The organism is Geodermatophilus telluris (genome assembly GCF_900102745.1).
In the GTDB taxonomy this organism is placed as follows: Bacteria; Actinomycetota; Actinomycetes; order Mycobacteriales; family Geodermatophilaceae; genus Geodermatophilus; species Geodermatophilus telluris.
In genome coordinates, this window is sequence record NZ_FMZF01000002.1 from 859,300 (window position 1) to 884,215 (window position 24,916).

General features: G+C 75.7%; 22 protein-coding genes. 12 read left to right on the forward strand and 10 right to left on the reverse strand.

What is annotated here, in order from left to right:
- Positions 1-5 precede the first annotated feature (5 nt).
- The gene (locus BLQ97_RS09415; RefSeq protein WP_091365378.1) at positions 6-2,732 is read left to right on the forward strand and encodes a putative bifunctional diguanylate cyclase/phosphodiesterase; all 2,727 of its coding nucleotides are present in this window, start codon (positions 6-8) and stop codon (positions 2,730-2,732) included.
- Between the two features lie 203 nt (positions 2,733-2,935).
- The gene (locus BLQ97_RS09420) at positions 2,936-4,141 is read left to right on the forward strand and encodes a hypothetical protein (protein ID WP_091365380.1); all 1,206 of its coding nucleotides are present in this window, start codon (positions 2,936-2,938) and stop codon (positions 4,139-4,141) included.
- Here BLQ97_RS09420 and BLQ97_RS09425 read toward each other — a convergent pair.
- Positions 4,138-4,578, reverse strand: coding sequence for an ester cyclase (locus BLQ97_RS09425; protein WP_091365382.1), 441 nt, complete (start codon positions 4,576-4,578; stop codon positions 4,138-4,140). The two genes, BLQ97_RS09420 and BLQ97_RS09425, sit on opposite strands and share 4 nt — an antisense overlap.
- Before the next feature lie 259 nt (positions 4,579-4,837).
- A complete protein-coding gene (locus BLQ97_RS09430) occupies positions 4,838-5,911 on the reverse strand; it encodes a trypsin-like serine peptidase (protein ID WP_139173544.1) in 1,074 nt (357 codons plus the stop codon).
- 524 nt (positions 5,912-6,435) lie between these two features.
- Here BLQ97_RS09430 and BLQ97_RS09435 point away from each other — a divergent pair.
- Genes BLQ97_RS09435 through BLQ97_RS09460 form a run of 6 tightly spaced genes read left to right on the forward strand, consistent with a single transcriptional unit; the run spans position 6,436 to position 10,564 of the window.
- Positions 6,436-7,674 (forward strand): TadA family conjugal transfer-associated ATPase, encoded by a 1,239-nt coding sequence (locus BLQ97_RS09435; protein ID WP_245692011.1) that lies wholly within the window; start codon positions 6,436-6,438, stop codon positions 7,672-7,674.
- The gene (locus BLQ97_RS09440; RefSeq protein ID WP_091365386.1) at positions 7,671-8,528 is read left to right on the forward strand and encodes a type II secretion system F family protein; all 858 of its coding nucleotides are present in this window, start codon (positions 7,671-7,673) and stop codon (positions 8,526-8,528) included. The genes BLQ97_RS09435 and BLQ97_RS09440 overlap by 4 nt, the downstream gene beginning before the upstream one ends.
- Positions 8,525-9,466, forward strand: coding sequence for a type II secretion system F family protein (locus BLQ97_RS09445; protein WP_091365388.1), 942 nt, complete (start codon positions 8,525-8,527; stop codon positions 9,464-9,466). The genes BLQ97_RS09440 and BLQ97_RS09445 overlap by 4 nt, the downstream gene beginning before the upstream one ends.
- Positions 9,467-9,496: 30 nt before the next feature.
- On the forward strand, positions 9,497-9,703 hold the full coding sequence (locus BLQ97_RS09450; RefSeq protein WP_091365390.1) for a hypothetical protein: 207 nt from the start codon (positions 9,497-9,499) through the stop codon (positions 9,701-9,703).
- Positions 9,693-10,106, forward strand: a complete 414-nt coding sequence (locus BLQ97_RS09455; RefSeq protein ID WP_091365391.1) for a TadE/TadG family type IV pilus assembly protein — start codon at positions 9,693-9,695, stop codon at positions 10,104-10,106. The genes BLQ97_RS09450 and BLQ97_RS09455 overlap by 11 nt, the downstream gene beginning before the upstream one ends.
- Complete coding sequence (locus BLQ97_RS09460) at positions 10,103-10,564, forward strand: hypothetical protein (RefSeq protein ID WP_091365393.1); 462 nt, start codon at positions 10,103-10,105, stop codon at positions 10,562-10,564. The genes BLQ97_RS09455 and BLQ97_RS09460 overlap by 4 nt, the downstream gene beginning before the upstream one ends.
- Positions 10,565-10,600: 36 nt before the next feature.
- Here BLQ97_RS09460 and BLQ97_RS09465 read toward each other — a convergent pair whose 3' ends face one another.
- Positions 10,601-11,254, reverse strand: coding sequence for a DUF732 domain-containing protein (locus BLQ97_RS09465; RefSeq protein WP_139173546.1), 654 nt, complete (start codon positions 11,252-11,254; stop codon positions 10,601-10,603).
- Between the two features lie 178 nt (positions 11,255-11,432).
- On the opposite strand from BLQ97_RS09465, the gene BLQ97_RS09470 reads away from it, so the two are divergent.
- From BLQ97_RS09470 to BLQ97_RS09480, 3 genes are all read left to right on the forward strand, one after another.
- A complete protein-coding gene (locus BLQ97_RS09470; protein ID WP_091365396.1) occupies positions 11,433-11,951 on the forward strand; it encodes an OsmC family protein in 519 nt (172 codons plus the stop codon).
- Positions 11,952-12,145: 194 nt separating this feature from the next.
- The gene (locus BLQ97_RS09475; RefSeq protein WP_091365398.1) at positions 12,146-13,513 is read left to right on the forward strand and encodes an MFS transporter; all 1,368 of its coding nucleotides are present in this window, start codon (positions 12,146-12,148) and stop codon (positions 13,511-13,513) included.
- 207 nt (positions 13,514-13,720) lie between these two features.
- The gene (locus BLQ97_RS09480; protein WP_217637114.1) at positions 13,721-16,477 is read left to right on the forward strand and encodes a peroxidase family protein; all 2,757 of its coding nucleotides are present in this window, start codon (positions 13,721-13,723) and stop codon (positions 16,475-16,477) included.
- 19 nt (positions 16,478-16,496) lie between these two features.
- On the opposite strand, the gene BLQ97_RS09485 is transcribed toward BLQ97_RS09480, so the two are convergent.
- A complete protein-coding gene (locus BLQ97_RS09485; protein ID WP_091365400.1) occupies positions 16,497-17,126 on the reverse strand; it encodes a sigma-70 family RNA polymerase sigma factor in 630 nt (209 codons plus the stop codon).
- 199 nt (positions 17,127-17,325) lie between these two features.
- Between BLQ97_RS09485 and BLQ97_RS09490 the strand changes: the two genes are divergently transcribed.
- Positions 17,326-18,132, forward strand: a complete 807-nt coding sequence (locus BLQ97_RS09490; protein ID WP_091365402.1) for a hypothetical protein — start codon at positions 17,326-17,328, stop codon at positions 18,130-18,132.
- On the opposite strand, the gene BLQ97_RS09495 is transcribed toward BLQ97_RS09490, so the two are convergent.
- The 6 genes from BLQ97_RS09495 to pdxA all read right to left on the reverse strand — a co-directional run bounded on the left by BLQ97_RS09495 (position 18,129) and on the right by pdxA (position 24,891).
- Positions 18,129-21,086 carry a patatin-like phospholipase domain-containing protein gene (locus BLQ97_RS09495; RefSeq protein WP_139173548.1) on the reverse strand — a complete coding sequence of 986 codons (2,958 nt, stop codon included), beginning with the start codon at positions 21,084-21,086 and terminating at the stop codon, positions 18,129-18,131. The genes BLQ97_RS09490 and BLQ97_RS09495 overlap by 4 nt on opposite strands.
- A gap of 143 nt (positions 21,087-21,229) precedes the next feature.
- Entirely contained in the window at positions 21,230-21,667 is a 438-nt protein-coding gene (locus BLQ97_RS09500) for a hypothetical protein (RefSeq protein ID WP_139173550.1), read from the reverse strand.
- 199 nt (positions 21,668-21,866) lie between these two features.
- On the reverse strand, positions 21,867-22,346 hold the full coding sequence (locus tag BLQ97_RS09505) for a hypothetical protein (RefSeq protein ID WP_091365410.1): 480 nt from the start codon (positions 22,344-22,346) through the stop codon (positions 21,867-21,869).
- A 153-nt stretch (positions 22,347-22,499) separates the two neighbouring features.
- A complete protein-coding gene (locus tag BLQ97_RS09510) occupies positions 22,500-22,889 on the reverse strand; it encodes a hypothetical protein (RefSeq protein WP_091365412.1) in 390 nt (129 codons plus the stop codon).
- A gap of 95 nt (positions 22,890-22,984) precedes the next feature.
- Positions 22,985-23,836, reverse strand: a complete 852-nt coding sequence (locus BLQ97_RS09515; RefSeq protein WP_217637115.1) for a GntR family transcriptional regulator — start codon at positions 23,834-23,836, stop codon at positions 22,985-22,987.
- Positions 23,837-23,847: 11 nt separating this feature from the next.
- Positions 23,848-24,891, reverse strand: a complete 1,044-nt coding sequence (pdxA, locus tag BLQ97_RS09520) for a 4-hydroxythreonine-4-phosphate dehydrogenase PdxA (protein ID WP_091365415.1) — start codon at positions 24,889-24,891, stop codon at positions 23,848-23,850.
- Between the last annotated feature and the right edge of the window lie 25 nt (positions 24,892-24,916).

A 24,916-nucleotide genomic window follows, 5' to 3' on the forward strand; every position in this document is an offset into this window, starting at 1 on the left:
ACTGCGTGTTCCCGACCCCCAGGGCAGCCGACCGCGCCGTCGGCAGCTCCCCGACGCCCCCGGGCCGCAGCCGCGCCGTCGTCGGCGTGGCCGGTGCGCTCGCCGCGGTCGGCCTCCTGGGCCAGGCCTCCCTCGCCGGCACGGTCGCCGGCACCGCGTCGTACTTCGCCGTCGTGGCGCTGGCCGTGGCGCTCGCCGTCTCCGGCGCCCGGCGCGGGGGCGCGCGGCTGGTCGCCCTCGGCGTCGCGCTGTCCGCGGCCGGCGACGTCGTCTGGCAGGCGCACCACGCGCTGACCGGCGCCGGCACCGCCACCTGCCCGGCCGACGTCCTGTGGCTGGCCTCCTACGGCGTGCTCGCCGCCGGCCTCTGGCGGCTCGCGCACGGCGAGCTCACCAGCCGGGAGCAGCAGCTCGCCGGCTGGATCGACGCGCTGGTCGTCCTGGTGGCCGGCCTGCTGGTCGCCTGGCAGCTCTCCATCTCGGCGACCGTGCACGACGGCTCGCTGTCGGTGCTCGACCGGGTGGTGCAGGCGCTCTACCCGGCGGCCGACGCCGCGCTCATCGCGGTCGTGGTCCGCCTGGTGGCCACCCGGCGCCGCGGTGACCGGGCGCCGCTGGTCGCCACGGCGGCGTGCGCCTGCTGGCTGGTCTCCGACCTCGCCCTCCTCCTGCAGTCGGGCAACGACGGCTTCGGCTCGTGGGGCGACTCCGGCTGGCTGCTCGGCTCCCTGCTCCTGGCCGCGGTCACCTGGGTCCGCCCGGCCGCACCGGCCCCGGCCGCGCCCGGTGCCGACGACGGGCGCTCGGGCCTGGGCCGCCTCGCCGTCTGCCTCGGCGCGCTCGTGGTGCCGCCCAGCGTGGACGCCGTCTCCCACCTCGACGGCCACTCCGCCGGGCTCGCGGTCTTCGTCAGCACGGTGCTGCTGGCGGCGCTGGTCTTCGCGCGGGCGGCGCTGCTGCTGCGCTCCGAGGCCGCCGCCCGCTGCCTGGTCCGCTCCCGGGAGCAGTACGCGGTCAAGCTCGCCGCCTGGTCGGCCGACGCGGTGGTGGTCGTCGACCGGGACCGCCGCTTCCTCAGCGACCCCGCCCCGCTCGCCGCCCTGCTCGGCGTCGAGCCGTCGGAGCTGGCCACCGTGCACGACGCCGTCCGCGTCGCCGGCGCCGACCCCGGGCGCGCCGACGCCTTCTTCCAGCAGGTGCTGGCCAATCGCGGCACCGTCGTCGACGGTGAGCTGTCCACCCGCCACCGCGGCGAGGACCGCTCGCTGGGCATCCGGATGGTCGACCTCACCGACGACGGCGACGTCCGCGGCATCGTCCTGCACGTCACCGACGTGACCAGCCGGCGCAGCGCCGAGCGGATGCTGGTGCACACCAGCCTGCACGACGGGCTGACCGGCCTGGCCAACCGCACGCTGTTCACCGACCGCGTCGGCCAGGCGCTGCTGCGCACCGTGCGCGGCGGCGGCTCGGCCGCGGTGGTGACCGTGGACCTCGACGGCTTCAAGGCGGTCAACGACACCCTCGGCCACGACGCCGGCGACTTCCTGCTCTTCGAGGTGGCCGGGCGGCTGCGCGCCGCGGTGCGCGCCGACGACACCGTCGCCCGGCTCGGCGGCGACGAGTTCGCCGTGCTCGTCGAGCAGCCCGGCGACGGTGAGGCACAGGCCCAGGCCACCGCCGAGCGGCTGCTCGAGGTGCTGACCCGGCCGATCCAGGTCGACGGCACGGCGGTCACGGTGACCGCCGCGGTGGGCATCGCCGTCGGCCGCGGCGACGTCCCCGCCGGCTCGCTGATCGCCGACGCCGACCTCGCGCTGCAGGCCGCCCGGGCCGGCGGCCGGGGCCGGGTGCAGCGCTACGACCCCGGGATGCGCGCGGCCGCCGAGGCCGCCCGCGAGCTGGAGCAGGAGCTGCGCGGTGCGCTGGAGCGCGGCGAGTTCCGGCTCGTCTACCAGCCGGTGGTCACCCTGGCCGACCGGCGGGTGACCGGCTTCGAGGCGCTGCTGCGCTGGGCGTCGCCGCGGCTGGGCCCGGTGGGCCCCGACCGGTTCGTGCCCGCCGCCGAGGCGGCCGGCTTGATCGGCGAGATCGGCGCGTGGGTGCTGCGCGAGGCGTGCGCCACCGCCGCCGCGTGGCGGCAGGCCCACCCCGGCGCCGGCGACCTGACGATGGCGGTCAACCTGTCGGCCGCGCAGCTGACGTCGGCCGGCCTGGTCGAGCAGATCTCGGTCGCGCTCGCCGAGAGCGGGCTGCCCGCCGGCGCGCTGGTGCTGGAGGTGACCGAGACCGCGCTGGTCCGCGACCCCGAGCACGCGGCCGCCTCGCTGGCGGCGCTGCGGGCGCTGGGCGTGCGGCTCGCCCTCGACGACTTCGGCACCGGCTACTCCTCGCTGGCCCACCTGCGGCAGTTCACCGTCGACGTGCTCAAGATCGACCGCTCGTTCGTCAGCACGATGGCCGAGGGCGAGCCGATGCCGGCGATCGTGCGCGGCACCATCGACCTGGGCCGCACGCTGGGCCTGGAGGTGCTGGCCGAGGGCATCGAGCACGAGCACCAGGCGCGGCTGCTGGCCGAGGGGCGGTGCGACTCGGCGCAGGGCTACCTCTTCGCCCGGCCGCTGGAGCGCGCCGACGCCGAGGCCGTGCTGCTGGAACAGGCCGCCTGCCCGGACGCCGCGGTCCCGTCGCCGCGCGCCGCGGGCCCTGTCCCGGCCGTGACCCGGCCGTGAACCGACCTGACCGGGAGGAGGGAGGTGGTCCTCATGCTGCGTCGTCTTCGTCGACTCGCCCGCGGCCGGCTGTGGCGCTGAGCGCCCGTCCCGGCGCCGCGAGGCGCTGAGCCCGTGACGAGGCGCCGCGAGCACCCCGGTCCGCCCGGGGACTCGCGGCGCCTCCGCGTCCCGTCCCGAACCGTCCCGTCCCTGGGGGAGCCGTGCACCTGGCCGACGACGTCCTCTGGCGTGCCAGCAAGCGGGGTCTGCTGGTCTCGGTGCCCGACGGGGACGCCGCCCTGCTCGAGCACCCGCGTGCCACCCGGCTGCCGGACCTCCTGGCCGACGGGCCGGACCGCGCCACCCTGGCCGCGCGCCTCGGCGGGCCGGACGGCGAGCGGCTGGTCGCCGAGCTCGTGGACGCCGGCGTCCTGACCGACCCCACCGACGTCGCGGACCGCCCCGCCGGGGACCCGCGCCGCGACCGCCGCGTGGTGCTCACCCGCTCCGGGCTCGAGGTCGCCGGCATCGAGCGGCCGGCCCGGTGGATCGACCGCCATCTCCTGCCGCTGCTGTGCTCGCTGCCCGGGCGGTTCCTGTTGGCCGCGGTCGTGGTCGCAGGCCTCGTCTCGATGACCACGGGACGGCCTGCCGGGCCCGCGGTCACCGACCGTCCCGTGGTCGACGCGCTGGTGGGCTTCGTCGTCGGCCTCCTGCTCGCCGCGCTGCACGAGCTGGCCCACGCCGTCGCGCTGGTCCACTTCGGCCGCCGTCCGCGCCGGGCGGGTTTCGGCTTCTACTGGGGCGGGATCTCGTTCTTCGTCGACTCCACCGAGGCGCTGACGCTGCCCCGGCGGGCGCGGGTCGTGCAGGCACTCGCCGGGCTGATGGTGGACGTGGTGACCACCAGCCTGCTCGCGATCACCGCGCAGGTGAGCTCCTCGGTGCTGGTCGCGGGGGTGGCCTGGCGGCTCGTCGTCCTGGGGCTGCTCGACCTGGTCACCAACCTGCTGCCGGTCCTCGAGGTCGACGGGCACTGGGCGCTGGCCGACCACCTCGACGAGCCCGACCTCGCCCCCCGGGCACGGGCCGCCCTCGCCGACGCGCTGCGCGGCACCTCCCGCCCGGGGACGCCCCGCTGGATGGCGGTCTACGGCGCGGTGACCCTGGTCGGCGGGCTGGCCCTGCTCGCCGGCGGGGCGCTGGTGTGGTGGTCGGCGTTCGACGACCTGCTGGGCAGCCTGTTCGCCGGGGACCTGGCCGAGGTCGTCGTCGGGGTCCTGCTGGTCACCCCGGTGGCGCTCGGCGCGCTGGTCAGCTCCCTCGGGCTGCTGCTGCAGGGGCTCGTCCCGGACGACGCCGGCCGTGAGGCGGCTGGTGCGCCGGCAGCGCACACCGTCACCGGCGCCCCCGCTCGCGACGCCTAGCCACCGACCCCGACGGCAGCCTCGGGCGCGGGGAGTGCGCCGACCTGCATCAGGAAGCTGGCCAGGTTCCAGTACTCCGTGAGCTCGACGATCTTCCCCTCGCGGATGCGGCCGACGCCCGCGCCGACGATGCGGAACGGGCGGTGGGTCGCGGGCAGGCCGGGCAGGTCGCCGGTGTGCACGCCGGTCATGGCCCACTGCTTGGTGAAGGAGTCGCCGTCGACCAGCACGTGGATCACCTCGAGGCGGAGGTCGCCCCACGCCGCGAGCAGGTCGACGAAGTCCTGCCGGGCGGCCGCCCGGCCCTCGACGCGCTGACCCGTGCCCACGTTGAAGAAGACGCAGTTCTCGTCCATGTAGTCGGCGTACGTCTCGACGTCGTGCCGGTCGAAGGCCGCGCTCCAGTCGAGGACGGTGGACCGGGTGTCGCCGCTCATCGGTCCCTCCGGGGGTCGGTGGGAGTGGTACGGCGGTGAAGTTAGGGAGCACCGGGGCGCCGCGACAGGGCCCGAAGCCCCCGCGTGCGCAACCCGCCTCCAGCTCCGCGGGGGCCGACGGTGTGCGCTGACGGCGCGTTCCGGTCGAGGAAGTGCGCCGTCAGCGCACACCGTCACTCGGCCGCCACCGGCGAGGATGTGCCGGCCGACCTCGCCGACCCCCTGCCGTCGTCACCGGGTGCGGACGAGCGTGACGACGTCAGGGTCGCCAGTTGTCCAAGCCGAACCTGACGAGGTCGGTCATCGCCCGGTACCCCGCATAGACGTCCCGTGTCGGATCGAGTCCGTCCGTCTCGTACCCGCTCGTGACGCCGATGGCGTACGGATCCGTGCCCGCGAAGTACCAGAGCGGTCCGCCCGACCAGCCGGCCGAGACGTGGTGCACCGTCTCGTACTCCCTGCCGGGGTCGTCACTGTCGATGTCGCGGATGCCGAGTGCGAAGTTGACCGCGGGGCGGCCACCGAAGGTGTCCGGGTAGCCGGACGAGATGTAGTCGCGACTCCCGATGTCGCCGTCCCCCGCGCTGCGTGTGCCGAGCCACCCGAGGGCGTTCCCGAGCGGTTGGTACAGCCTGCACACGGCGTAGTCGTAGCCGAAGGGTGAACTGCCCTGTGGCCGGTAGCCGCGGTACTCGGACACGTACGAGGAGCCGAACGGTGTCGGGTTCGAGTCGCCGGATCGGTACGCGGGGATGAACTGCACCCACCAGTTCGCCTGGTCCCACGGCATGACGTGTCCGGCGGTCAGGACGAGGTTCGGTCCCACGAGGTACCCGGTCCCGCCTCCTGTCGGGGTGTAGACCTTGCCGATGGTGCGCCACGGGTACGGGAACCGCTCCGCCTCGGACGCGAACGGCTCGAGGAACACCCGGTCCCTGGTGAGGCCGGAACGCTGGGCGGAGAGCGGGTACGGCGCGAGTTCGGGGAGGAACCGCTGTTCGACCCACGACGGGCGGTATCCCTCGGTGTGTGCGTCGTCCTTCGGCGGTGCTGCACCGGGGTCGAACTCGAGTGCGGTCTGCGCGAGTCCTGGAACGGTGGACCTGATCTGGCCGTCCGACTCGAGGACACGCCAGTCCGCGGTCGCTCCGGGTGGATCGCCGACCCGGAGAGCCGCCGTCTCGGTGTAGTCCGACCGGATGTAGATCCCGCTGTCCGGCTTGATCAGTGCAGCCACGTCGGGCGGCATCGTCTCCGTGGCCGGGATGGGAGCGCTCGCACGTAGTTCGTCCAGCGTCAGCCCGGGAGCCGGAGCGGTGGCCGGTGTCGTCATGGGGTCCTCCTCGTGGTGGGCGCAGAGCTCCGTCGATCGGAGAGCTGCTGGAGGGATCGCTCGGGAGTCGACGCCGGAGGGCACCGGTGCGCTCAGGTGGGTGGACCGCCGCCACGCTAGGTCCGCCGCGTCACCCAGCCGTCACCGCGGCGTCACGCCCGTGCCGGCGCGGCCATCCCCTCGTCTTGCCACCAGGTCGGCACGACCGCGCCGCCAGCCACACGGTTCCGGTGCCACCCTGCTCACCCGGCGGCCGGACGAGGCTCCCCCGGAGCAGGTGCAGCGGGCCGCAGCTCGTGCGCGACGGCCGGTGGTGTGCGCTGATGGCGCACTCCCTCGACCGGAGTGCGCGCTGGGCGCGCACCGTCACCCGGGACGACCGAGGTGCCCGGCCGGCGGTCGCCCGGTCGGGTGGGATCGGCCGGAGCTGTCCACAGATCGGCTGACGGGGCGCCCACGCAGCGTCGCCGCCGACCTATCGTCCCGTCGTCCTGGGCACGGAACGGCTGGTCGACGGGGGTGCGGTGCCGACTGCGACGAGCGCGCTCGACGTCGTCGACGGCGAGGTGCGCGAGCTGATCCGCCGCCGCGGCCTGGACCCGTTCACCGACCCCGCGCCGGTGCGGGTGCTGGTGCGCGACGTGGTCGCCGACTACGCCGAGCGGTCGCTGACCTCGGCGCTGCCGCCGATCGCCGACCCCGACGCCGTGGTGCGCGACGTGCTCGACCGGGTGGCCGGGTTCGGGCCGCTGCAGCGCTGGTTCGACGACCCCGAGGTCGAGGAGATCTGGGTCAACGAGCCCGGGCGGGTGTTCGTGGCCCGGCGCGGCCGCAGCGAGCTGACCACGACGATCCTGGGTGCCGGGCAGCTGGCCGACCTGGTGGAGCGGATGCTGCGCACGTCGGGACGGCGGATCGACATGAGCCAGCCCTTCGTCGACGCGGTGCTGCCCGACGGGTCGCGGCTGCACGTGGTCATCCCCGACGTCACCCGGCGGCACATGGCGGTCAACATCCGCAAGTTCGTGCTGCAGGCGCACTCGCTCGACGAGCTGGTCGCCGGCGGCACGCTGACGACGCAGGCCGCCCGGTTCCTGGAGGCCGCCGTCGCCGCCGGCCTGAACGTGCTCGTCTCCGGCGGCACGCAGGCCGGCAAGACCACCCTGCTCAACTGCCTGTGCGCGGCGATCCCGGCGCGGGAGCGGGTGATCACCTGCGAGGAGGTCTTCGAGTTGCGGGTGCCGCTGCCCGACGTGGTGGCGATGCAGACCCGCCAGCCCAACCTCGAGGGCGCCGGTGAGATCCCGCTGCGGCGGCTGGTCAAGGAGGCGCTGCGGATGCGGCCCTCGCGGATCGTCGTCGGCGAGGTGCGCCAGGAGGAGTGCCTCGACCTGCTCATCGCGCTCAACAGCGGCCTCCCCGGCATGTGCACGCTGCACGCCAACAGCGCCCGCGAGGCGGTGGTGAAGATGTGCACGCTGCCGCTGCTGGCCGGCGACAACATCGGGCACGCCTTCGTCGTCCCCACGGTGGCCGCCAGCGTCGACCTGGTGGTGCACGTGGCCACCGAGCCCTCCGGGCAGCGACGGGTCCGCGAGGTAGTCGCGGTCCCGGGCCGGTCCGAGGACGGCGTGGTGGAGCTGGCCGACGTCTTCACCACGCGCGAGGGCCGGCTGGTGCGCGCGGAGGGCTTCCCGCCGCACCAGGAGCGCTTCGTCGCCGCCGGCCTCGACCTGGCCGCGCTACTGGAGTCCCCCCGGTGATCGGCGCCCTCCTCGGGCTGCTGCTCGGCGTCGGATTGCTGCTGGTGTGGCGCAGCGGTCCGCGGGCGCCGCGGCGGCGGACCGGGCCGCGTCCTCCGGGGCGCCGGGCGCGGCTGCTCGCCGAGGCCGGGCTGACCGGGATCAACGCCGCGCAGCTGGTGGCGCTGCAGGTCGGCCTGGGCCTGCTCGCGCTGGTCGTCGTCCTGCTGACGACGGGGACGGTGACGGTGAGCCTGGCGTTCGGCGTCTTCGGCTTCGCGCTGCCGCACGTGCAGGTGCGCCGGCTGGCCGCCCGCCGCCGCGCCGACCTGCGCGAGGTGTGGCCGGAGGTGGTCGACAACCTGGCGTCGGCGGTGCGGGCCGGACTGTCCCTGCCGGAGGCGCTGTCGGCGCTGGGCACCCGCGGGCCGGAGGTGCTGCGCCCGCCGTTCGCCGGGTTCGCCGCCGACCACCGCTCCAACGGCCGGTTCGGCGAGAGCCTCGACCGGCTCAAGGCCGACCTCGCCGACCCGGTCGGCGACCGCATCGTGGAGACGCTGCGGGTGGCCCGCGAGGTCGGCGGCAGCGACCTGGGCCGGGTGCTGCGGACCCTGGCCACCTTCCTGCGCGAGGACGCCCGCGCCCGCGCGGAGCTCGAGACCCGGCAGGGCTGGGTGGTGCAGGCGGCCCGGCTGGCGGTGGGCGCGCCGTGGGTGGTGCTGCTCCTGCTGGCCACCCAGTCGACGACGCTGGCCGCCTACGACTCGCCGCTGGGCACCGGGCTGCTGGTGGTCGGCGGCGCGGTCTGCCTGCTGGCCTACCGGCTGATGCTGCGGATCGGGCGGCTGCCGCAGGACGTGCGGGTGCTGCAATGAGCGCGTCGCTGCTCGGCATGGTGCTGGGCGCCGTGGCGGCCTCCGGGCTGCTGCTCGTCGTCACCTTCGCGCCGCCGTTCCGGTCGGTGCGGCTGGTCGACCGGCTCGCGCCCTACGTGCACGACACCCCGCCGCCGTCGCGCCTGCTCGGGACCGCGACCGAGCCCGGCCTGCTCTCCGCCGCCCGGCGGGTGTTCGGCCCGGTGGTCGCCGACGGCGCGCGGCTGGTCGACCGGGTGCTCGGCGGCCGTGCCGCCGTCCGCCGGCGGTTGGACGCCCTGGGCGGCGACCAGACGGTGGAGGACGTGCGGGTCGAGCAGGTGGTGTGGGGCGGCCTCGGACTGCTCGGCGCGGCCCTGCTGGCCGGTGTCGGGTCGCTGGCCGCCGGGAGCGTCAACGTGCTGTCGGTGGCGCTGCTGTGCGTCGGCGGGCTGCTCGGCGGGGTGCTCGGTCGCGACTGGTGGCTGACCCAGCAGGTGCGGCGACGCGAGGAGCTGCTGCTGGCGGAGTTCCCGGTGGTCGCCGAGCTGCTGGCGCTGGCGGTGACGGCGGGGGAGAGCCCGACCGCGGCGATCGCGCGGGTCACCCGGCTGTCGGGTGGCGAGCTGGCGCGCGAGCTCGGCTCGGCGCTGGGCCGGGCTCGCGCCGGGATGCCACTGGTCGAGGCGCTGCAGCAGGTGGCCGACCGGACCTCGGTGGAGGCGCTCGCCCGCTTCGTCGACGGCCTGCTGGTGGCCATCGAGCGCGGCACGCCGCTGGCCGAGGTGCTGCGCTCCCAGGCCGCCGACGTCCGGGAGGCCGGTAAGCGGCGGCTGCTCGAGGCCGGTGGCCGCAAGGAGATCCAGATGATGGTGCCGGTCGTGTTCCTGGTGCTGCCGGTCACCGTCCTGTTCGCCCTGTTCCCGGGGCTGATCAGCATCGTCTCGCTGGCGCGGTGAGCGCCGGTGCACAACGGAGGAGGACGACGGATGCGGGCCCTGGCCTGGCTTCTCACGCTCACGGCGGCACTGGCCGCGCGGCTGCGGGGCGGCGATCCCGAGCGCGGCGACGTCCCGGGCTGGGTGATGATCACGGTGATGACGGCGGCCCTGGTGCTGGCCATCCTCGTCCCGTTCCGCGAGGCGATCGTCGCGGCGGTGACCAACGCGCTGGCGTCGGTCACCAATGGCGGTTAGGCGGCCCGGCAGCCCGGACGACGGCGAGCGGGGGAGCGCCGTCGTCGACTTCGTCCTCGTCTCGGTCCTGGTCGTGGTGCTGCTGCTGGCGGTGCTGCAGGTGGCCGTCTACGTGCACGTGCGCAACGTGGTGGTCGCCGGCGCCCAGGAGGGTGCCCGGTTCGCGGCCAACGCCGACGTGCCGGTGTCGGAGGCGACCGGCCGGACGCTGGCAGTCGTGGCCCGGGCGACGACGGAGCAGACGGCCGACGGCCTGCAGTGCACCGCGGCCGAGGAGGTCGACGCCACCGGCCTGACCCTGGTGACGGTGCGCTGCGCGGGCGCGGTGCCCACGCTGCTGGCCGGGCTGGGCGACGTGCTGCCGCTGGAGGTCACCGGCCGGGCGGTGGAGGAGGCGCCGTGAGGTGGCTGCGGGCGCGGCTGGGCAGCGGGGAGCGCGGCTCGGCGCTGGTGGAGTTCGTGTTCGTGGCGCTCGTGGTGTTCGTGCCGCTGGTGTACGTGGTGGCCGGGTTCTCCGCGGTGCAGCGCGGGGTGTTCGCCTCCACGGCCGCGGCGCGGGAGGCCGGCCGGGCGCTGGCCACCGCGCCGGACCCGGCCAGCGGGCTGGCGCGGGCTCAGCGGGCGGCGCAGCTGGCGGTGGAGGACCAGTCGGTCGACGCCACCGACGTCGTGCTCGGCTACGCCCCGCCCGGCGCCGGCTGCGACGCCGCGGGTGCGTACGCGCCGCAGCTGACGCCGGGGGAGGAGTTCTCGGTGTGCGCCACGGTGACGGTGCGCATCCCGCTGCTGCCGGAGTTCGTCGACGCCAACACCGCCACCGGCCAGTTCGTCGTCGAGACCGACCGCTACGTCGACGGCTGACCGGCGAGCGCCTGCTCGCGCAGGGGTGGGGTCGGCTCAGCAGAGGTGTTCGCGCGCCGCGTACACCAACGCGCTCGTCTCCGAGGGGGTCAGCCCGTTGTCGATGAAGCTCGCTCGGACGGCCCAGTCCTCCATGCCGGCGTCGTCGGCATCGCAGACCGTCTCCCCGCTGTCCACGAGGGTGCTGTCCGGGATGTCGAGGAAGGACGAGGACGACTGCCGCACGGTCTCGAGGAAGTCGCCGCTCGAACCCCCGAAGAGCCACCCGATCACCGTGAGAGCCAGCCACGCGGCGCCCACGACGAGGACCAGTGCGCCGACCGCGCCGAGCGCGGCTGCTGCCTGACCCAGGCGATCCGGCTTCTCGTACGCCTCCCGGTCGAACTCCGGGATGTCGACGTGCTGCCTCGTGCTCTCCTTGGCCTCCTCCAGCTCCGCGGCCAGCTCCTCCTCGGTCCAGTCGCCCGCGAGGTGCCGTGCCTCGAACGCGGCGCGGACCTTCTGCCGGGCCGCGACGAACGCCGGGACCTGCTCGTAACCGCCCGCCTCGGCAGCGAGCTCCAGGACCGCGGCGTACCGCCGGAGGCGCTGGGTCTCGATGTACCCCTCGGCACTCTCCTGGGGACTCGCGCTGCGGCGGTTGACCGCGCTCACGGTCAGCCACGGCTGCTTCCAGTGGACCGATGGCACACGCATCTCCTCCGCCGTCACCGACCTCGTCCGCTCCCGGTTGTCGGCACACCGCCGTCCGGGCTCAAGGCCAGTGGGGCGTCGACGACCCCGGGGAGCCCGGGCGGCCCGCCGTCCGGTCGCGCGGCTGACCGCAGGTCGTGAGCATGGGGGTCCCCGAGACGACGAGGAGGCCGGGATGGACGCCGCCCAGCTGCGCGCACTGCAGGCTCCGCTCAAGCAGCGCTACCGCGACGAGCCGGGCTCGGCCTGCGCGACGATGTCCGCCGAGGCGGACTTCTCCGCCCCGGGCATCACCGCCACCGTGCAGACGTGGTCCGGACCCGTCCGCGCCGGCCTGCACCCCTCCACCGGGGGCGACGGCAGCGACGCCTGCTCCGGGGACATGCTGCTGCAGGCGCTGCTGGCCTGCGCCGGCGTGACCATGCGCAGCGTGGCGACGGCGATGGGGGTCGACGTCCGCTCGGCCCGGCTGACCGCGCGCGGGGAGATGGACGCCCGCGGCACGCTCGGGGTCTCCCGCGAGACCCCGGTCGGGTTCGGCTCGATCACCGTGGACGCCGAGCTGGACACCGACGCCGACGACGCCACCCTGACCAGGCTCGGAGAGCTGACCGAGCGGTACTGCGTGGTGGCCCAGACGCTGGCCCGGCCGCCGCACCTGACCGTCCGCCGGGCCGGCGGCTCGGGCTCCTAGGGGCCGACCGCTGTCCCGCGGTCGGTCGTGCTCTGCCCCGCGGGTGTGGGCAGAGCACGACTGCGCCCGGACCTCCTCCCGCCGGGCGGGCCGGCGGGCGGGCCGGCGGGCGCCAGCGTTTGCCGGCCCGACACCCCGCTCCTAGCCTCCGGGCAGGGTCAACAGCGCCCTCCGCGACGGCGACGGGAACGACGATGTCCACCTCACCTGCGGAAGCGCCTGCCCTCGACCGCCGGGCCCTGCGCAAGCTGATGGCCGCCGGGCTGATCGGCAGCTCGATCGAGTGGTACGACTTCTTCATCTACGCCACGGCGGCGGCGCTCGTCTTCGGTGAGCTGTTCTTCCCCAACGCCTCCCCGCTCGTGGGCACGCTGCTGTCCTTCAGCACGTTCTGGGCCGGCTTCATCGCCCGGCCCATCGGTGGGCTGGTCTTCGGCCACTTCGGCGACAAGGTCGGCCGCAAGCCGGCCCTGGTCACCTGCCTGGTCCTGATGGGGTCGGCGACCTTCCTCATCGGCCTGCTGCCGACGGCCGGCTCGATCGGCGTGCTCGCGCCGATCGCGCTGGTCCTGCTGCGGTTCCTGCAGGGCATCGCGGTCGGCGGGCAGTGGGGCGGGGTCATCCTGCTGCTCACCGAGAACGCCGGACGGGACCACCAGGGGCGCGCGGGCACCTTCGGGCAGATGGGCGTCCCCATCGGCGTCATCCTCGGCAACGTCGTCTTCCTGACGGTGAGCGCCACGGTGAGTCCCGAGGCCTTCGTCTCCTGGGGCTGGCGCATCCCGTTCCTGGCCAGCGCCGTGCTGCTGCCCGTCGTCATGTTCATCCAGCTGCGGGTCGAGGACACCCCCGTCTTCCGGCAGCTGCAGGAGCACCACGCCAAGGACCCCGGGGAGCAGGTCGCGCAGGCGCCGCTCACCGAGGTCGTGCGCAAGCACCGCCGGCCGGTGCTGCTCGGCGCGGGGCTGCTGTTCGGCACCAACGCGATCTTCTACATCAGCATCGCCGGGGTCCTGGACTACGCCACCCGCGACCTCGGGGTCGACCGCGACCAGCTGCTCACCATCACCCTCGTCGCCTCGGCGATCTCGGTGTTCGTCATCTACGCCAGCGGCGCGGTGTCCGACCGCGTCGGCCGCCGGCCACCCATCCTGATCGGCGCGGCGGTCATCGCCCTGTGGGCGTTCCCGTTCTTCTGGCTCATCGACACCGCGTCGCTGCCGCTGATCTTCCTCGCGCTCGTCGGCGGGCTCATCGGCTCCTCGCTCACCTACGGCCCGCTGGCCGCCTACCTGGCCGAGCTGTTCGAACCGCGGATCCGCTACTCCGGGGCCTCGCTGGCCTACCAGCTGGCCGCCATCCTGGTCAGCGGGGCCACCCCGTTCCTCATGGCCGCGCTGCTGGCGGCCACGGGCACCACCGCCGCGGTGTCGGCCTACGTCTGCCTGATGGGGCTGATCACCTTCGTCTGCGCGTTCGTCCTGCGGGAGACCCGCACCCGGGAGGAGGTCCGCGGCGGGGCCCTGTCGCCAGCGCCGGAGAGCGGTCGACGAGCGGGCTGACCCCGCGCCCGACACGCCGGGTCCGCCGGACACGCCGGGCCCGGCCGACGCCGCGCGCACCCGGCCCTGGCGGGTGTCCGCCGTCCGCGGCACGGTGCTCGGACGGGGACGAGGAGGCGTGCGAGCGCCGTATCAGCTCCGCTCCGTCCGCCTCCTGGGGGAGTGGCCCGCGTGGGTCACGGCCCGACCACGGAGGGGGACGACGCCGTGCGACACCAGGACTACGAGCGCTACGAGGGCGGCAGCGAGCAGGCGGAGCTGGAGACCTTCGCGGAGCTGGCGCGCGAGCTCATGGCCGTGCAGGAGCGCAACCGCCGGGTGCGGGGCGCACCGAGCGTGGACCGCGCCTTCCACGGCAAGACCGTGCTCGCGCTGCAGGACGGCTGCCTGCGGGTGCGCCAGGACCTGCCGGCCGAGCTGAGCCAGGGCTGCTTCCGGCCCGGCGCCGAGCTCCCGGTCACCGTCCGGTTCTCCAACGCCAGCGGCGTCGCCCAGCCCGACACCGCCCGCGACATGCGCGGCGTCGCGCTGCGCGTCCACGCGGGCGGCGACACGGTGCACGACCTGCTGATGACCAACTGGCCGGTGTCCCCGGCGGCCGACGCCCGGCAGTTCGTGGCGATGGCCTCGGCGGTCGCGGGCCGGACGTCGACCCCGGGCAAGCTGCTGTCCCTGGCGCTGCGGCTGCCCCGCCGGGTCGGCCTGCGCGCCACCGTCCGGATCATCGGCAACCTGGTCCGGTCCGCGCGCCGCTGCGACAGCCTCGCCCGGGAGACCTACCACAGCCGCGGGGCGGTCATGTGGGGAGACGCCGGCCCGGTCCGCTACCGCTTGGCCCCGGCGGCGTCCCCGACCGTCCCGCCGAGCAGCGGCCCGGACAAGCTGCGCGCCGACCTCGCGCGCCGGCTCGCGGCCGGCGACGTCGAGTTCGACCTGCAGGTGCAGCGCCACGTCTCGGAGCGGCGGACGCCGGTGGAGGACACGGCCCGGCGGTGGCGCGGCGACGTCGTGACCGTGGCCCGCCTGGTGCTGCCCCGCCAGGACCTCGACACCCCGCAGGCCCGCCTCGTCGAGCACCGCGTCGACCGGCTGGCGTTCAACCCGTGGAACACCACCGAGGAGTTCCGGCCGCTCGGCAACCTCAACCGGGCGCGGCGGGCGGCCTACGAGGCCAGCAGCGCCCACCGCCTGCACCAGCGGTTCCCCGCCGAGGAGAGCCGGCGCACCGCCCTGCTCAACGAGCTGGTCGGCCGGGTGTTCGCGCGCGTCAACCGGCGCCGCCCCTGGCACCGGCTGCCGTCGCGGCTGGCCCTGCTGAACCTGGCGGTGCTGCGCCGGCAGCTGCGCCGGCACAACCTGGTCGACCCCGACGCGCCGGAGCGGGTCGAGGTGCGGCGCCCCGGACCCACGCCGCCCCCCGAGGCGGTGGCGCACCGGACCGCCGACGGCTCCTGGAACGACCTGTCGGACCCCGGCATGGGTGCGACGGGGGCCCGGTTCGGCCGCAACCTGCCCGTCGACGCCGGCCAGTCCGACCGCCCCGACCCGGTGGAGGTCGCCGAGGCGCTGCTGACGCGCAAGGAGTTCATCCCCGCTCCCTCGCTCAACGTGCTCGCCGCGGCGTGGATCCAGTTCCAGGTGCACGACTGGGTGCAGCACCGCCGCCACCCGGTGGGCGTGCGCAGCATCGACCTCCCGCTGCCGGCCGGCCGCCGCTGGCGCAACACGACCGACGGCGAGCCCGAGCAGGTCATGCGCATCGGCGAGGACGACGGCGACCGCAACCAGGTCTCGCACTGGTGGGACGGCTCGGAGGTCTACGGCAGCGACCCCGCGAAGGCGGCCCGGCTGCGCGAGGACGACGGCCGCGGCGCGCGGCTCCGCCTCGAGGACGGCCACCTGCCCACCGGCCCCGACGAGGTGGTGCTGACCGGCTTCTCCGACAGCTGGTGGCTGGGCCTCAGCGCGCTGCAGACCCTGTTCGCGCGGGAGCACAACGCGGTGTGCGACGCCCTGCAGGACGAGTACCCGGACCTCGACGACGAGCGGACGTACCAGACCGCGCGGCTGGTCGTCTCCGCGCTGATCGCGAAGATCCACACGGTGGAGTGGACGCCGGCGATCCTCGGCACCCCGACCCTGGACACGGCGATGTCGGTCAACTGGCGCGGGGCGCCCGACCAGTGGCTCACCCGCCTCGGCATCCGGCTGCTGGACCCGCACGCCCTCCACGGCATCCCGCGCACCCGGCCCGACCACGCCGGCGTCCCGTTCTCCCTCACCGAGGAGTTCGTGACGGTGTACCGGATGCACCCGCTGATCCCCGACGAGTACGTGTTCGTCGACTCCACCGGCGGCGAGCCGCGCACGCTCCGGTTCGACGACATCTCGGGACGCAAGACCCAGCAGGTCTTCCGCGAGATCGGGCTCGCCGACTCGCTGCGCTCCCTGGGCAGCGCCTGCCCGGGCGCCATCACGCTGCACAACTTCCCCGACGCGCTGCGGCGCTTCGAGCGGGACGGGGAGGTCGTCGACCTCGCGGTGGTGGACCTGGTGCGCACCCGCCTCCGGGGCGTGCCGCGCTACAACGACTTCCGGGCCGGGCTGCACCTGCCCCGGATCCGCGCCTTCGAGGAGCTCACCACCGACCCGGACACCCTGGCCGCGCTGCGGCGGCTGTACCCGTCGATCGACGACGTCGACACCGTGGTCGGCCTGCTCGCCGAGACCCCGCCGACCGGGTTCGGGTTCAGCGACACCGCGTTCCGGGTGTTCCTGCTCATGGCGTCCCGGCGGCTGCAGAGCGACCGGTTCCTCACCGTGGACTTCCGGCCGGAGGTGTACACGCCGCTCGGGATGGACTGGGTCGAGCGGGGGGGCTTCGCCGACGTCGTCCGGCGGCACTGCCCGGAGCTGGCCGGGGTCGTCGGGACCGGCAAGGCGGCGTTCGCCCCGTGGCGCTGACCCGCCGGTCCCGCGACCCTCACGCCGCGCACGCCGGGCGGGCGTCCGCCAGGTAGCGGCTGAGCGCCGGCGTGGCCTCCAGCCGGGCCAGGGTGCGGGCCCGCGTCGGGCCGATGCTGCCCACGGGCATGCCCAGCCGCGCGCTGATCTCCCGGTAGCTCAGCGGCGGGTCGGCCACGAGCAGGAGCAGCAGGTCCCGCTGGGTGCTGGACAGCCCGGCCAGGCCCTCCCGCACGGCCTCGACCTGCTCGGCCTGCAGCAGGTCGGCGTCGACCTCGGGGTCCTGGCCGGCGAAGGCCCGGGTGGCGTCGTCCAGCGGGTCGACCGGCAGCGTCCGCTCGCCGGCGCGAGCCACGCGGAGGCTCTCGCAGCGGGCCGTCGTCGCGATCCAGCCGGGCAGCGCGAGCGGCTCGCGCAGGCGGTCGAGGTGCTCCACCAGGCGCAGCCAGACCACCTGGGCGACGTCCTCGGCGTCGTGCTCACCGAGCCGGAACCGGCCGGTGACGGCGCGGACGAGCGGGGTGAAGCGCTGCACGAGGCACTCCCAGGCGCGGGCCTCGCCGCGGCGGGCGGCCGCCACGAGCGCGGTCAGGTCGGCGCCGGCGTCGTCCCGGGTGGGCGCGTCGTGGGGGGTGTCGAGCACGGTCATGTCCGTCCTCCGGAGCGTCCGTTCGCTGGTGGGACGACTGTCGAGCGGCCGGACGAGGCAGGTCCAAGCCCATCAGGGGCGGCGGGCGCACCCCCAGCCGCGGGCCCGGGCGCGCGCTCCCCGGGACGCGAACGGGACACCTCCAGCGCTGGAGGTCCTACGCTGGAGGTCCAGCTCGCGACGGGGCCGGGGGAAGCCGATGTCGGAGGACGACCTGGCGACGGTGCTCAGCAACGTCGCGTCCGACGCCCGCCCGGCCACCCGGGTGAAGATCGCCAACAGCCCGGAGACGCGCGCCTTCCTCGACGTCGGCCTGCAGCTGCTGTGCGACGACCTGCTCGACCACCGCGGTCCCGACCTGATGGACGACCACGACGCCGGCACGCGGCTGTTCACCGGGCTGTCGCAGGCGCGGCTGATCGAGCGCGCCGAGCACGAGGACGCCCACCGGGAGCACCCGCGGATGCTGACCGTGGGGATGTTCCGGGACCGCTGGCGCTACAAGAGCCGCTACACCGAGGACCTCATCGCCTACCTGCTGCGGCCGGCCCTGGTGGAGCACGCCATCCGCGACGTGGCCGACGCGGCGCGGGGACTGCCCGAGGACCTGCCCTTCACCGAGCTGGTCCGGCAGCTGGTGGCCCGGGTGATGGCCGTGACCCTGAAGGACCAGCTCTGGAGCCTCCAGACGGTCGTCTGGGTCGCCCTGCCGAACCACCCGCTGGTGCAGACCTTCCTCAAGGTCCAGCACGAGCAGTGGATCGCGTACTGGACCGCCACCTACGAGCGGCTCGCCCGCCGCTTCGACCTGCAGCTGCGGCCGGAGTACACCTGGCACGACGTCGCGGAGGTCTTCCACGCCACGGCGGAGGGTGCCCGGCTGCGGGCGCGGGTGACGGGGTCGGCCGCGGTGCTGTCCTCGGGGGACGACGTCCTCGTCGGGGCCATCCACATGCTGGTGCCCGGGCTGTTCCTCAATCCGGAGAGCACCGCGCGGCGGTCCTAGGCGGGCACGCCCGCGAGGGACGGCACGGGACCCGAGCCGTTCCCCTGCGGCGACGGGGGAGGGCCGGGCGGGCTGCCGGCGTCCTCCGGCACGGACAGGCAGCGCCGACCCAGCTCGTAGCCCAGCCGCTTGTAGGAGGAGAACTTGGCCTCGTCGAACCACTGGTCGGCCGTGCTGTCGTGCGGGAACACGGGGTCGGTGGCGGCGTAGGCGAGGACCTCGTAGGGCAGGTCCCGCCAGAGCACCGCCTTGGCGAGCACGAGGACGCCGCTGCGCTGCCCCTCGGGCAGCCCGCTCTCCTCCGGGTAGGTGACCCGCAGGGTGACGACGCCCCGCGCGCACAGCCGGGCGTTGAGCGCGGCCAGCGGGTCCTCCGGCGCGAAGGGCTCCCCGCTGCCGGGGACGAGGTCGAAGAGGTCCACCCCCGGCTCCGGCTCGATCTGCACCCCGAGCTCGTCGCGCGCCAGGCGCAGGGCGGCGGCGAAGGTGCCGGCGGTGGGGGGCGCGTCGCCGCTGGCGTCGACCACGTACACCGTGCGGCACCGGCGGCGGAGCGCCTCGACCAGGCCGAGGTTCTCGTAGTGGCCGCCGTCGGTGACGTGCAGCAGCCGCTGGAAGTACGGGTGCACGCCCAGCACCTCCCGCAGCAGGTAGGGGAAGCGGCGCACGCGGGGCAGGCCCGGCAGGGTCCAGTCGTCGGCCGCGGCGAGCTCCTGGCGCAGCAGCAGGTAGTCCGGGTGGGGCAGCCACGACCCGAGCCGGGCGCCCGAGACGGCCAGCAGGCTCCCGTACCAGGACGACGCCCGGCCCATCGACGAGGCGAAGGCCGCGCCGCTGATGGCCACGGCCGCCTGGACGGTCAGGTCGCGCTGCAGCTGCCGGTGGCAGGCCGCGACCGCCAGCGGCGTCGGGACCCAGCCGACGTCGGGACCCCCGATGTGGTCGCTGCCGAGCACGTAGGAGACGGCCCGCAGCCCGGGGGCGGTGCGGTCGTCGTCGACCAGGTTGGCCGCGGCGGCGAACAGGAACCGCGGTGGCGGCGATCCCCAGTCCTCGGGGTCGACGCGGCCGTGGGTGCTCAGGGTCGTGGGCTCGGCCGGCGGGTAGGGGACGGCCACCCCGCGCTCCGCCCGGACGGCGAAGGCGGCGGCCAGCCGGGTGCGGTAGAAGGGGTGCAGGCTCAGCGCGGTCTCGTCGACGAGCCCCCCGAGGACCAGCCAGACGGCGCCGACGGCGAGGGCGGTCCACAGCGCCGTGGTGTCCGCGTGGGTGGACACGGCCGCGCCGAACACCAGCAGCCAGACGGCACCCAGCAGGACGAGCACGAGGGTGACGAGCAGCAGCCGCACCACCGAGGCCGGCGTCGTCCCCGCTGTCGTGGTGGACCGGGCGCGCCGGCCCAGTCCGGTCACCCTGCGGGGCTTCTTCGCGACGGCGGCCACCAGCGCCGCGAGGTAGCTGAGCAGCACGGTGGCCAGCGGTCCGCCGATGGTCAGGGCACTGCTCTGCCCGGTGCGCGCGTAGAGCCAGCAGCTCGCGAACGTGACGGCCGGGACCGCGAGGACGACGGTGGCCACGACGGCGGTCAGGGCGGCGAGCGGTCCCGCGACGCGCGCCGGCACCCGGCACACCAGCGCGTCGCGGTCCCACCAGCTGGCCAGGACCGCGCCGGCCATCCAGCACAGGCACGCGGCGCCGGCGAGGACGCCCAGCCCCCAGAGGGCGGCCGCGTGCGGTGCCGGGTACTCGACGACCGACGAGCCCCCGGCCGGGACCCGGACGGAGCCCAGCTGGGTGACCGGGACGGCGTCGTAGAAGACCCCGGCCAGCACCCCGACGACGACGGCCCCGCTGAACAGGACGAACAGGCTGCCGACCAGCCCGCGGCCCAGCAGCGCCAAGGCCAGGACCAGCCTGCCCGCCGTGCTCGCCAGGTAGCTGGAGTGCCGCCGGAGGTGGTCCTCGACCACCCCGCCCGGTGCCAGGGCGTGGTCCGGGTCGCGGTCCACGCCGTCGCCGCCGGCCGAGCCACCCCGGGTCAGGGCCTGCACCAGTGCACCGGCGGTGTAGCCGCCGCCGGACACGGACACGACGTAGTCGGCCTCCCGCACCACCGGCCGCAGCGCCTGCAGGGCGCCGAGGGCCACGCTGGCCGAGCGCACACCCCCACCGGACAGGCAGACGGCCACCCGCCGACGGTCCGCGGCCGCGCTCGCCTCCGGCTCCCCCGGCACGCGGTAGGCGTTGCGCCACCGCGTGGAGTCGAGCTGCTCCGGGGGCACCGCACGCGGCACGTTCCCGGGCGGCGGCGGTTCCAGCGGCGGCGGGGCGATGACCCCGTCGGTGCCGAGCCCGGCGGTCCTCCTCAGCGCGCGCGGGTTGTTGCCGAGCGCCCGGGCGCACGTCAGCACGAGACCCGCCAGCGCGGTCAGCGCGGCGGGGACCGCGGCCGACCACTTCACCGTCGCGGCCGCCCCGGCGGCGGTGGCGGACCACCCGGCGCTCCCGCCGTCGTGCAGGAGGACGTTCTCCGCGACGTCGGCGACCACGGTGGCGACCGCGCAGATCAGCCCGAGGTCCGCCACCCGCCGGGACGTCCGGCTCCAGGTCGTCATCCGGGCGAGCCGGCACAGGACGACGAGGGCGTACCCGTAGCCCACCACCAGCGCGAGGTCCGGTCCGAGGGTGTCGCGCACGAGCGCCGGGTCGTCGGGGGGCTCGCCCCCCAGCACGGTGGACACCAGGCCGGGGACCGGCGGGGCGAGGTGCCGGTAGGTCGCCCACCCGGCGGCCGCGGCGGCGACGGCGGACGCGGCGAGCAGGACGGCGGCCGTCCGGGGGATCCGCCCCGTCTCCTGGGCGGTCGGCCGCATCGTCGACCCGCGGCGGCGCCCCGCCGGGGGATCGGCCGCGCTCGGGCCGGGAGGGGTCGACTGGGTGCGGTGAGCGGTCACCGTGTCCTCCGCCGGGGGGTGCGGTCCGGGAGGCGGTCGCCGTCCCCGCGGGGCGCCGGCCGCCGTCGTCCGGAGGGCCGAGGGGGCGTGCAGATACGTGCCGGGTGTCGCCGCGTCGCCGAGCGCCTGGTCTGCACGTGCCCTCACTCCCCGCTGCAGCGGCCCGCCGACGAGGCGTCGGGGAACCGGTGCCCGCAGGTGGCGGCGACCTCCTCGAACGGCGAGCCCACCGGGGTCACCGCGTAGAGCCCGTCGCAGGCGGCCAGGTCGCCGTCCAGGCAGTCCTGCGCCAGGAGGTCGAGGAGCTGCGTGCAGCCGCCGCGGTCACCGCCCGCGCAGGCGGTCAGGAGGGAGGTGGCGAACGGGTCGTCCCGGGTGAGCGGCTCCAGGACGTAGAGCCGGTCGGGCAGGACGAGGTCGGCGGTGCCGCCCCCGCGAGGGGGAGGAGCAGGAGGAGGAGGTGTCGCGCCGGTGTCGGGCGCCGGGGTCGTGTCGGGCGCCGGGCCCGCGGACGAGGGCGAGGGGGTGCCGGTCGCCGGGGCGGCCGGCGGGTCGCCGGCATCCCCGTAGAGGGTCGTCAACGGCACCACCGCCGCGGCGACGACGCCCGCCGCGACGAGTCCCCCGCCGATGGCCAGCCGGCGTCCCCAGGACCTCCCGCGGGGAGCGGATGGGGGACCCGGGACGGAACGGGGTGGGTCGAGGTTGAGCCCGTCGCGGAGCCACTCGTTCTGGCTCGCGCCGTCCCCCTCGCCGTGCCCGCCGCCGCTCGACACGTCGTCACCCCCGGGCCAGGACCATGGCCAGGACCAACAGGGCCACCTGCGTCATGAGCACGACCACGGTGACCCGGTAGGCGGTCATCCGCCGGCGCAGGCGGCGGTCGTTCGAGGCGATGCCCGCGACCATGGCCTGCGTGGCCGCGGTCAGGACCTCGTCGCAGTCCTGGCCCGCGCAGTCGAGGATCTTCCGCGCGCTGGGCCCGAACAGCCAGCCGCGCGTGGGCCAGAGGACCACCATCACGCCGGCGCCCACGACGACGACGCAGGAGAGCAGCAGCCAGCCGGCCCAGGCGGGGAAGACCGGACCCCGCCGGGGGTCGACGTTGAGCAGCCCGACGGTGGCGGCGAAGGACGTGCCCACCGCGGTGGCGGCCAGCAGCGCCGTCGCCCGGTTCCGGACGTTGGCCAGGGTGGCGTCCTGCTCGCGGAGGGCGGTGCGGGCCTCGTCGTAGGCCAGGCGGACCACCGCGTCGGTCACCGCTGCTGTGTTCCGGCCCCGCCGCCCCGCGGTCGAGCGGGCCGGCGGAGGGCGTCGGGGAGCGGCGTCCGCACTCGTGCGGGCGGGACGCGTGCGCGGGCGCCGGCGACCGACGTCGTCCCGGGCTGCTGCGTCGACGGCCGGCGGCACGGGTCAGCCCGGGGTCAGCGGCGGGTTCGGGAGGACGCCGGTCACGTCGATCTCGGCCCGCGACACCTTGCCGTCCAGGTCGTCCCTCGGGTGGTACCGCACCCGGACGCTGCTGTCCTCGTAGGAGCGCTCGAAGGAGTGGACGCCGTACTCGCGGATGTGCCGGCGGGTCGTGATCTCGACCCAGTCGTCGGACCTCCGGCCGCTCGAGTCGTCGTAGAGGCGGATGGTCGTGTTCGCGGGCAGGTCGACGATGCGCAGCGACCGGGCTTCGTCGTTGCGGAAGCCCGGCGTGCGGTTGAAGCGGATGACCGGTGGGTCGTCGTCCTCGGACCACACCCCGACGACGTCGCCCCGGCAGCCGTTGTCCTCGAAGAAGACCAGCGCGCCCACCGGGGACCTCCGTCGCGGTCGTGCGGGACGCCGGGCCGGCCCCGCTCCGGCCGATCGTCGGCTCCGGGCGTCACCGTTGCGTCACCGCGCGACGGTCAGCCGGCGCGGTCGGCCAGCTCGCGGAGGCGGTCGGCCAGCTGCTGCGCCTGCTCGGCGGCCGCCCGCAGCCCGTCCCGGTCGGGCGGGGGAGGCGGCAGCGCCGGGCCGGACGGGCTCATCGGCCCGGCCTCCAGGTCGACGTCGAAGGCGATGTCCTCGGCGCGGTGCCAGGTGGCGAACACCTCCAGCGGGCGGCCGTCCTGGTCCTGCGTCTGGCCCTCCAGCAGCAGCAGGGGAGCGCCGGTCCGGGTCTCCAGCTCGCGGGCGAGGTCGGTGTCGGCGGCGACCGCGCGCACCTGCCGCCGCCCCCCGGTGGGGCGGGCGCCGAGCCGCCGGGTGAGCACCTCGTGCAGCGAGGCGTCGGTGAGCTCCTCGGCGGTCAGCCCGGCGCAGCGGGGGAGCGGCAGGGCGGTGCGGATGCGGGCCAGCGGCCGGCCGTCCACCCGCCGCAGCCGCTCCAGCCGCAGCACCCGGTCGCCGCCGAGCCAGCGGTCCTGCGCCGAGGAGGCCGGCTCCTCGGTGAGCGACAGCACCGCGGTGGTGACCTCGAGGCCCTCGGCGGCCATCTGCGTGTAGAGCCCGCTGGCGCGCTGTACCAGCCGGTGGTGCTGCCGCGCGGGCGCCACCACGCTGCCCCGCCCGCGGCTGCGCTCCACCAGCCCCTCGGCCACCAGGGTCGACAGCGCCTGCCGGACCACCGAGCGGGCCACCCCGAACCGCTCCTGCAGGGCGACCTCGCTGTCCAGCGCCGACCCCGGAGGCAGGCGGTGGTCGCGGATCTGCGCGCGCAGCGCGTCGGCGACCTGCACGTGCAGCGGCCGCCCCGCGGCCCGGTCGAGAGCCGGCACGGGCACCGAGCCTAGGCGCCGAGCCGGACGGCCGAGGTCTGCGCGGTCTGCCAGACCTGGTCCCAGCCCTGGGCGAGCGCGGCCGCGCGCCGGCAGGACAGCACCAGGCTGCCCTCGCGGGCGATGCCCTGGCCGGCGATGTCGAAGGCGGTCCCGTGGTCCACCGACACACGCACCACGGGCAGGCCGACGGTGATGTTGACGCCGTCGTCGCCGTAGACCGCCTTGAACGGGGCGTGGCCCTGGTCGTGGTAGCAGACGACGACCATCTCGTACTTGCCCTTGACCGCGGCCGGGATCAGCGCGTCGGCCGGCAGCGGGCCCACCGCGTTGACGCCGTCGGCGCGCACCGCCTCGACGGCGGGGGCCAGCACGTCGGCGTCCTCGTCGCCGAAGATCCGGTTCTCCCCGGCGTGCGGGTTCAGGCCGGCCAGCGCCACCTCGGCGTCGGGCCTGCCCAGGGCACGGGTGAAGGCGCCCGCCAGCCGCAGCACCGCCTGCGTGCGCTCGGGGGTGACCGCCTCGATCGCCTGCCGCAGCGACACGTGGGTGGTCAGGTGGAACAGGTAGAGGTCGCCGGCCGACAGCACCAGGCTGAAGTTGTCCACGCCGAACTCGTGCGCGAGCAGCTCGGTGTGACCGGGCCAGGCGTGGCCGGCCGCGTGCATCGCCGCCTTGTTCAGCGGCGCGGTGACGATGCCGTCGACCGCGCCGGACTTGGCGAGGTCGCACGCGGCGACGACGAAGCGGTAGGAGCCGTCGCCGGCGACCGCGCTGAGCCGGCCCAGCGGCACCTCGGGCATCGGTTCGCCGACCTGCACCACCTCGACGGTGCCCGGCTCGTTGGCGGCCGCGCGCGGGTCCTCGATCGGGCGGACCGCGCCGGCGTCACCGCCGACGGCCCGCACCGCCCGGCGGACCGCGCCGACGTCGCCGACGACGACGGGCACGCACTCGGCGCGCAGGTCGTCGTGCCCCAGCAGGGCCTTGGCGGTGATCTCCGGGCCGATGCCGGCGACGTCGCCGATGGTCACGGCGAGCGTGGGCTTGTCCACGACTGTCCTCTCCTCGTGCGGTCTG

What these genes read in the sequence shown, in the direction of transcription:
- BLQ97_RS09485 (WP_091365400.1), bottom strand. Translation starts at nt 17,126, where the DNA reads ATGACCGTGCTCGACACCCCCCACGACGCGCCCACCCGGGACGACGCC.
- BLQ97_RS09430 (WP_139173544.1), bottom strand. Translation starts at nt 5,911, where the DNA reads ATGACGACACCGGCCACCGCTCCGGCTCCCGGGCTGACGCTGGACGAA.
- BLQ97_RS09445 (WP_091365388.1), top strand. Translation starts at nt 8,525, where the DNA reads ATGAGCGCGTCGCTGCTCGGCATGGTGCTGGGCGCCGTGGCGGCCTCC.
- BLQ97_RS09470 (WP_091365396.1), top strand. Translation starts at nt 11,433, where the DNA reads ATGGACGCCGCCCAGCTGCGCGCACTGCAGGCTCCGCTCAAGCAGCGC.
- BLQ97_RS09475 (WP_091365398.1), top strand. Translation starts at nt 12,146, where the DNA reads ATGTCCACCTCACCTGCGGAAGCGCCTGCCCTCGACCGCCGGGCCCTG.
- BLQ97_RS09490 (WP_091365402.1), top strand. Translation starts at nt 17,326, where the DNA reads ATGTCGGAGGACGACCTGGCGACGGTGCTCAGCAACGTCGCGTCCGAC.
- BLQ97_RS09425 (WP_091365382.1), bottom strand. Translation starts at nt 4,578, where the DNA reads ATGAGCGGCGACACCCGGTCCACCGTCCTCGACTGGAGCGCGGCCTTC.
- BLQ97_RS09455 (WP_091365391.1), top strand. Translation starts at nt 9,693, where the DNA reads ATGGCGGTTAGGCGGCCCGGCAGCCCGGACGACGGCGAGCGGGGGAGC.
- BLQ97_RS09450 (WP_091365390.1), top strand. Translation starts at nt 9,497, where the DNA reads ATGCGGGCCCTGGCCTGGCTTCTCACGCTCACGGCGGCACTGGCCGCG.